The 7,201-nt window shown below is 70.6% G+C and carries 6 protein-coding genes; 3 read left to right on the forward strand and 3 right to left on the reverse strand.

The window, feature by feature from the left end; genetic code table 11:
• Positions 1–1,009: aspartate aminotransferase family protein (locus QM611_RS02905; RefSeq protein WP_415078401.1), on the reverse strand; the 1,009-nt coding region annotated here is incomplete at its 3' end.
• 36 nt (positions 1,010–1,045) lie between these two features.
• The gene (locus tag QM611_RS02910) at positions 1,046–2,041 is read right to left on the reverse strand and encodes a phosphotransferase enzyme family protein (protein ID WP_415078402.1); all 996 of its coding nucleotides are present in this window, start codon (positions 2,039–2,041) and stop codon (positions 1,046–1,048) included.
• A 99-nt stretch (positions 2,042–2,140) separates the two neighbouring features.
• On the opposite strand from QM611_RS02910, the gene QM611_RS02915 reads away from it, so the two are divergent.
• Together QM611_RS02915 and QM611_RS02920 are read left to right on the forward strand one after the other, a co-directional pair.
• Positions 2,141–3,643, forward strand: coding sequence for an APC family permease (locus tag QM611_RS02915; RefSeq protein ID WP_415078403.1), 1,503 nt, complete (start codon positions 2,141–2,143; stop codon positions 3,641–3,643).
• A gap of 10 nt (positions 3,644–3,653) precedes the next feature.
• Positions 3,654–4,424, forward strand: coding sequence for an SDR family NAD(P)-dependent oxidoreductase (locus tag QM611_RS02920; protein WP_415078404.1), 771 nt, complete (start codon positions 3,654–3,656; stop codon positions 4,422–4,424).
• Here QM611_RS02920 and QM611_RS02925 read toward each other — a convergent pair whose 3' ends face one another.
• On the reverse strand, positions 4,425–6,335 hold the full coding sequence (locus QM611_RS02925; protein WP_415078406.1) for an FAD-dependent monooxygenase: 1,911 nt from the start codon (positions 6,333–6,335) through the stop codon (positions 4,425–4,427).
• Between the two features lie 142 nt (positions 6,336–6,477).
• Between QM611_RS02925 and QM611_RS02930 the strand changes: the two genes are divergently transcribed.
• Positions 6,478–7,185 (forward strand): IclR family transcriptional regulator, encoded by a 708-nt coding sequence (locus QM611_RS02930; RefSeq protein WP_415078405.1) that lies wholly within the window; start codon positions 6,478–6,480, stop codon positions 7,183–7,185.
• The last annotated feature ends 16 nt before the right edge of the window (positions 7,186–7,201 follow it).

Here is a 7,201-nt window from a genome sequence, read left to right on the forward strand (position 1 = left end):
CCAGCGGAGCGAGCCGCGCGCGCGCGAGCCGGCCGAGCTCGGCGGCGCGGGCGACCAGGCCGCGCTCCTGGATCTCGTCCAGCACGGCGATGCCCACCGCCGACGACACCGGGTTGCCCGCGAACGTGTTGAAGAACGTGTTCTGTGAACCGAACGCCTCTAGCACGCGCTCGCTGGTGACGACCGCGCTGAGCGGATGCCCGTTGCCCATCGGCTTGCCGAGGGTCACGAGGTCGGGGCGCACGCCGATCGCCTGGTGGCCCCACATCGCGTCGCCCACGCGGCCGAAGCCGGACTGCACCTCGTCGGCGATGACGAGCCCGCCCGCCGCGCGCACCCGCTCGACGAGGCCGGAGATGTACGCGGGCGGCACGTCGCACAGGCCCTCGGTGGAAAACGACGGGTCGAACAGCACCACCGACAGGCCGTGGCCGGCCTCTCGCAGCGACGCGATGGCCTCATCGACCTCGGCGAGGCCGGTCGCCACTGCCGCGTCCGCCGCATCGCCCGTCGCGTCCGGGATCCTGATCGCCCGCACGTGGTCGCCGAAGGGCTCCTTGACCTGCATCCCGGTCGTCAGCTCGGCGAGCGAGCGCGTGTTGCCGTGGTAGCTGAAGTCGGAGACCAACACGCCGGCACTGCCGGTCAGCTGCCGCGCGATGCGCAGCGCGAGCTCGTTGGACTCCGAGCCGCTGTTCGTGAAGAACACCCGGTCCAGGCCGTCGTCGAACGTGGCCAGCAGCCGCTCCGCGTACTCCACCACCCGCTCGTTGAGGTAGCGGGTGTGCACGTTCAGCGTCGCCCACTGCCGGGCTGCCGCATCGATGACGCGCGGATTGCCGTGCCCCACGACGGGCACGTTGTTGTAGGCGTCGAGGTAGCGCTCGCCGTCGGCCGAGGTGATCCACACGCCGGAGGCCGACACCGCGTGCAGCGGCTTGGCGTAGAACAGGGGCGAGTACGGTCCGAGCGTGCGGTTGCGGCGCTCGATCAGTGACGGCTCGGTCAACGGGATGCCTCTCTGGTCGTCAAAAGCGTGGGCCGCTCACGCGGCAAGGTGGCGGCGGGCGAGGTCCACCACGCGCGGGCGGATCTCGGCGGCGAGGAACTCGGCCGTCTCGTCTCCGCGACGAGCTCCGGCCCACCCGAGGTACGTCATCCCCCGGGCGAGGATCATCGCGTCGAACAGAGACAGAGTCCGCTCCGGCGTGGCGTAGGCCTCCCGGTAGCCGTCCTCGATGGCGCGGCGGAACTCGGGGTAGCGCGGGTGCCACTGGAAGAAGAAGACGGTCGTCGCCAGGTCGAACGCGTGCCAGCCCTCGCCGAAGTCGTCGAAGTCGATGAGCGTGAGCGAGCCGTCGGCGCGGCGCATGATGTTCTCGGGCGTGAAGTCGGCGTGCAGCACGCCGAAGACCTCGTCGTCGGTCCCGAACTCCTCGAGGAGGCGGGCAAGCGAAGCGGATGCCTCGCGGAGCACCCGCACGTCGTCCTCGGAGTGCTCGACGAGCCGCGTCGGGTCGCCCCACAGCGGGCTGTCGCCGACGAGGCCGGCGATGTCCCACGCCGGGCGGTCGTAGGCGGGCGGGCGTCCGATGGCGCGGCTGGCCGCGTGCATGCGGGCAGCGAGCGCGCCGATCGCCGCGAAATCGTCCGGGGTCAGCTGGCTCGTGCCGTCGAAGCCGTTCGCGATGTCGTCCATGGGCGACGCGCCCACGAGCCACTCCTGCACGACGACGGCGAAGCGCTCGCCGTCGAGCTCTCGGCTGAGGAACTGCGAGCCGCCGACGGTGTGCCGGTAGGAGGGGACGTCGATGCCGTGCTCGAGCAGCGCCTCGACGAAGGCGATCTCGCTCACCACCTCGGCGTCGGTGTGGTAGCCGGGCCGGGCGATGCGCAGCGCGAAGCATCCCTCCGGAGCGTCGACACGGAAGACGGTGTTCTCGCGCTGCTTCACGAAGGTGAGCGTCGCGTCGGGGCTCAAGCCGAACTCGGCGAGCGCGTCACGAGCGATTCCGGTGGCGTGAGTGATCGTGGACTCCATGCGTACATACTGATCGACCGATTTCTAGACTTCAAGTCTAGGCACCGAGCGAGCACCGGCTGTACTCTCGTCACAACTCGGCCCGAATATGGAGCTTTCATGACACAAGAATCCACTGACACGCTCGCCCGGAACCAGCTGGGCGTCGGCGCGATCGTCTTTCTGGTCCTGGCGGCCGTGGCGCCGGTCACCGTCGGCGTTGTCGTCCTCCCGCTCGCGATCGCCACCGGCAACGGCGGCGGCACCCCCGTGGCGGTGATCATCGTCGCCATCGCGCTGCTGCTGTTTGCCACCGGCTACGCCCAGATGACGAAAGAGCTCGTCAACGCGGGCGGCTTCTACGCCATCGTCGTCAAGGGCCTCGGCCGGCCCGCGGGCCTGGTGACGGGGCTCATCGCCACGATCGGCTACAACGGCTTCGTCGCCGGCGCTCTCGGCACCATCGGGTTCTTCAGCGGGGCGGTGGCGTTGCCGACGCTGTTCGGGTTCGAGGTGCACTGGTACATCGCCGGGTTCATTCTGTTCGTGATCGTGTTCCTGCTGGCGCGCTCGGGCATCCACGTCAGCGCTGTCGTCCTCGGCGTCGCGATGGTCCTCGAGGTGCTGCTGCTGCTCGCCTTCGGCGCCGCGGTGCTGATCCAGAAGGGGTTCGACTTCGGCGCCTTCACGCTGGCGTTCAGCCCCGAGATCCTCGTCGGCGGGTCGATCTGGATCGGGCTGCTGATGGTGGCCACAGCCTTCATCGGGTTCGAGGCGACGGCATTGTTCGGCGAAGAGGCGAAGGACCCGCGCAAGACGATCCCGCGCGCCACCTACCTCGCGATCATCACGATCGGCGTGCTGCACGCCTTCGTCGCGTGGGCGATCGTCAGCTCCGTCGGCGTCGGCGACGCGCAGGCCGTCGCGATCGAGCACCAGGCCGCGGGCGATCTCACTCTCGTCCTGGTCGACCAGTTCCTCGGCCCGGTGATGGGCGTCGTCGCCCTCATCCTGCTCGTGGTGAGCCTGTTCGCCGCCCAGCTCGCGTTCCACAACTCGGCCGCCCGCTACCTGTACGCGCTCGGCCGCGCGCACGTGCTGCCGAGCTGGCTCGCCAAGACGAACGCGAAGGGCGCGCCGGAGCGCGGGCTCGTCGTCAACCTCGTCTTCGCGCTCGCCGTGGCCGCCATCTTCGCCGTCATGGTAGAGACCGACCCCGACGGCAACCCGTTGCCGCCCGTCGTGACGCTCGTGCCGGTCGGACTGGGCTTCGGCACGCTCGCGGTGATGATCGTGCAGGCGATCGCCGCGCTGGCTGTCGTGGTCTACTTCCGCCGCAAGCGCGACCCGCGGCTGTGGACGACATTCGTCGCACCGCTGATCGGCTTCCTCGCGCTGCTGACCTTCAGCATCATGGCACTCGTCAACTTCCCGCTCGTCGCCGGCTCGTCGGCGCCGTACGTGCTGGTGCTGCCGTGGCTGCTGGTCGCCGCGCTCGTGGGCGGGCTGGCCTACGCCGCCTACCTGCGTTCGCAGCGCCCCGACACCTACCGCGCCCTGTCGGAGGATCTGGAGACCTTCACCGAGCTGCCCGAAGACCACACGATGTTCACCAACGACTGAGGGGATGCGGATGACTGACAGCATGGACGTCCTCGGCCTGCCGCGACGCGTCGCGGTCACCGGCGGCGCGTCGGGCATCGGCCTGGCGTGCGCGCGCCTGTTCCACGAGTCCGGCGCCGGCGTCGGCATCGTCGGCCGCTCGCAAGGGCGGTTGGACGAGGCTGCGGCGGGCCTCGCCGGCGGCGGCGCGGTGGTGCCGGTGGCAGCCGACGTCGCCGACGAGGACGGCATCACGGGCGCGATCGACCGCATCGCCGGCGAGCTCGGCGGCCTCGACGCGCTCGTGCTGTGCGCGGGCATCGAGGGCGAGATGGGCGCCGCGGTCTCAGAGGTCACGGGAGCGGGCTTCCGCGAAGTGCTCGAGGTCAACGTGCTCGGCGCGTTCCTCGCCGTCAAGGCGGCGCTGCCGCACCTGCGGCAGACCACGGGAGGCACGATCACGCTGATCGGCTCGGACTCGGGCTTCGTCTCGGTGCCCGGCATGCTCGCGTACAACGCGTCAAAGGGCGCCGTCGTGCAGCTCGTGCGCGCGCTGGCGGTCGAGCTGTACGAGACCGACCGCATCCGGGTCAACAGCGTCGCGCCATCCATCGTCGACACGCCGATGGCGCGGCGCGGGCTCGGCGACGAGCTGATGGACGACCCGAACTTCCCGCTGCAGTCGCCCGAAGACGTGGCGTGGACCGTCGCCTACCTCAGCAGCAAGCGCGCTCGAGCGGTGAACGGGATGACGGTGCTCTCCGACTTCGGCTTCACCGGCCGCTCGTCGTTCCCTGCGTAGTCAGCCGGCGGCGGGGAGCATCGCGCCCGCGAAGAACTCCGCGAGCTCGGCGGTCGCCGTCAGCGGCAGCACGGTCGCGACGTACAGGTCGGGGCGCACCACCACGACCACGCCGTCGCGCGACAGGCCGCGCTCGTCGAAGATGTCGGCGGTCTGCCACGCGCTGGGGCCGGCGGCGAACACCTTGTCCCAGTCCATGAGCCCGTGCGGGCCGCCGTAGGGGCGGAAGATCTCGGGCGCCCGCAGCACGTCGAGCTCGTCGTGGGCCTGCTGGTAGACGACCTTGACGTCGAACACCGCGTCGAGGTCGGCTCCGGCCGGGGTGTGCCGGCGCACCGGAGAGTCGTCGGCAGACAGCATCCATTCCGCCCACGCGCTCAGCGCGGACTCCTCCCCCGCCCCGGGCGCGTCGGCGAACGCGTAGACGCGCCAGCGCCCGTCGGCGCGCGCGTGGTGGCCGAGGTGGATGACGTTGCCGTCGCTGACCCGCTGCACCTCGGCCGACTTGAAGCGCTTGCCGAGGGGGAACCCGGTCGCCAGCTCCTGGTGCGCGCCGTCGCCCACCACTATCGACGGGCTGTACTGGGTCATGAACCCGGACGGGAACTCGGCCGTGCCGAGGTAGTAGTTCGCGAGCTCCTGCGGATCGGTGATCTCGTTGGGCTTGCGCGCCATCAGCGACGACCACTCGCGGTCGAAGTCGATAAGCTGCTGGGCCACCGGCTGCCGCTCGGACGAGTAGGTCGACAGCAGCGTGGCCGGCGCCTGCCCGGTGAGCACCGAGCCGAGCTTCCAGCCCAGGTTGAAGCCGTCCTGCATCGACACGTTCATGCCCTGGCCCGCCTTCGCGCTGTGCGTGTGGCACGCGTCTCCGGTGAGGAACACGCGCGGCGCGTGGTCGGCGTCCACATCGACGTCGTCGAACTTGTCGGTGACGCGGTGCCCGACCTCGTACACGCTGTTCCACGCGACATCCCGCACGTCGATCGAGTAGGGGTGCAGGATGTCGTTCGCCTTGCCGATGACGGCCTCGATCGGCGTCTGGCGCACGCGGTGGTTGTCGTCTTCGGCGACCTCGCCGAGGTCGACGTACACGCGGCACAGGTAGCCGCCCTCGCGCGGGATGAGCAGGATGTTGCCCGCCTCGGCGTTGATCGCGCACTTCGTGCGCCAGTCGGGGAAGTCGGTGTTGACGACGACGTCCATGACCCCCCACGCGTGCAGTGAGAACCCGCCCACGTGCTTGCGGCCGATCGCCTCGCGCACGCGGCTGCGGGCGCCGTCGCATCCGGCCACGTACTTGGCGCGGATCGTGCGCTCCTCGCCCGCCCCGGCATCGGCCCCTGAGCTTGTCGAAGGGCGCACGCGCACCTCGATCGGGTACTCGCCCTCGTCGTGCACGGTCAGCCCGACGAACTCGACCCCGTAGTCGGGGAGGATGCGGCCCGGCCCCACAGCCGCGGCCTCGGCGAAGTAGTCGAGCACACGCGCCTGGTTGACGATGAGGTGCGGGAACTCGCTGATCTGCAGCGCGTAGTCCTCGGTGCGCGCGGTGCGGATGATGTTGCCCGGGTTCTCCGGATCGGGGCTCCAGAAGTTCATGTAGGCGATGTTGTACGCCTCGGCGACGATGCGCTCGGCGAACCCGAACGCCTGGAACGTCTCGACGCTGCGCGGCTGGATGCCGTCGGCCTGGCCGAGCACGAGGCGGCCGTCGCGGCGCTCGATGATGCGCGTCGTCACCGTCGGGTACTGCGACATCTGGGCGGCCAGCAGCATCCCCGCGGGGCCGGAGCCGACGATGAGCACGTCCACCTCGTCGGGAAGCTCGGAGGGGCGATCGATGCCCGTCCCCTCGGCGGGACTCACCCGGGGGTCGCCGGAAACGTAGCCGCGGTCGTGGAACTGCATCAGCATCGGGGGCTCCTCAGCGTCGAGGTCTTGAACACCAGGGTGTTGTCTGGATATCGTGTTCTATATTCGAACGTGATGTTCTACTATGGAACAAATCGTATACGAGTCGCCCCGCGCGCACAAGACCTGAGGAGGGCGGATGTCAGAGTCGACCCGCCGGCCGGCGTCGCAGACGCTGAGCCGCGGCATCCGGATCCTCGAGGTGCTCGCCGACGCCCGCGAGCCGCTCACGATCGACGAGGTGGCGCGCGAGCTGGGCGTGCACCGCTCGATCGCCTACCGCCTCACGCGCACGCTCGAAGACCACGGGCTGGTCGTGCGCGACGGGGCGGGGCGCGTCCACTTGGGGGCCCGCATGGCCGCTTTGGCCGCCGGCGTCGCGAACGACCTGCAGGCCGAGGCGCTGCCCGAGCTGACCGCGGTCGCGAACGATCTGGGCATGACGTGCTTCCTGGCCGTGCTCGACCGCGACGAGTGCGTGACGCTCGCGAGCATCGAGCCGCGCGGCGCCGTCGCGTCGGTGGCGCAGCGGCCGGGCACGCGGCATCCCGTCACCGTAGGCGCGCCGGGAAAGGCGATCCTGTCGGTCCTCGACGAGTCGGAATGGCCGTCCGCCGTGGGCGCGGCCCCGCGCGCGGAAGTGCGGGATGCCGCGGCGCGCGGCTTCGCGACGAGCCACGACGAGGTCATCCCCGGCCTGGCTTCGGTGGCGGTGCCGCTCGTCGCGCGCGGGCACGCGCCCGCCGCGATCTCTGTGGTCCACGTGGCGGCGGCGCTCGATCCCGCTGAGATCGCGGCGCGGCTCACCCGCTCGGCCGACGCGATCCGCGCCGCCCTCGGCGGCTGAGCCGCGCGGCGGCCCC

Origin of the sequence: Microbacterium sp. (genome assembly GCF_047606685.1) — a bacterium.
GTDB lineage: Bacteria > Actinomycetota > Actinomycetes > Actinomycetales > Microbacteriaceae > Microbacterium.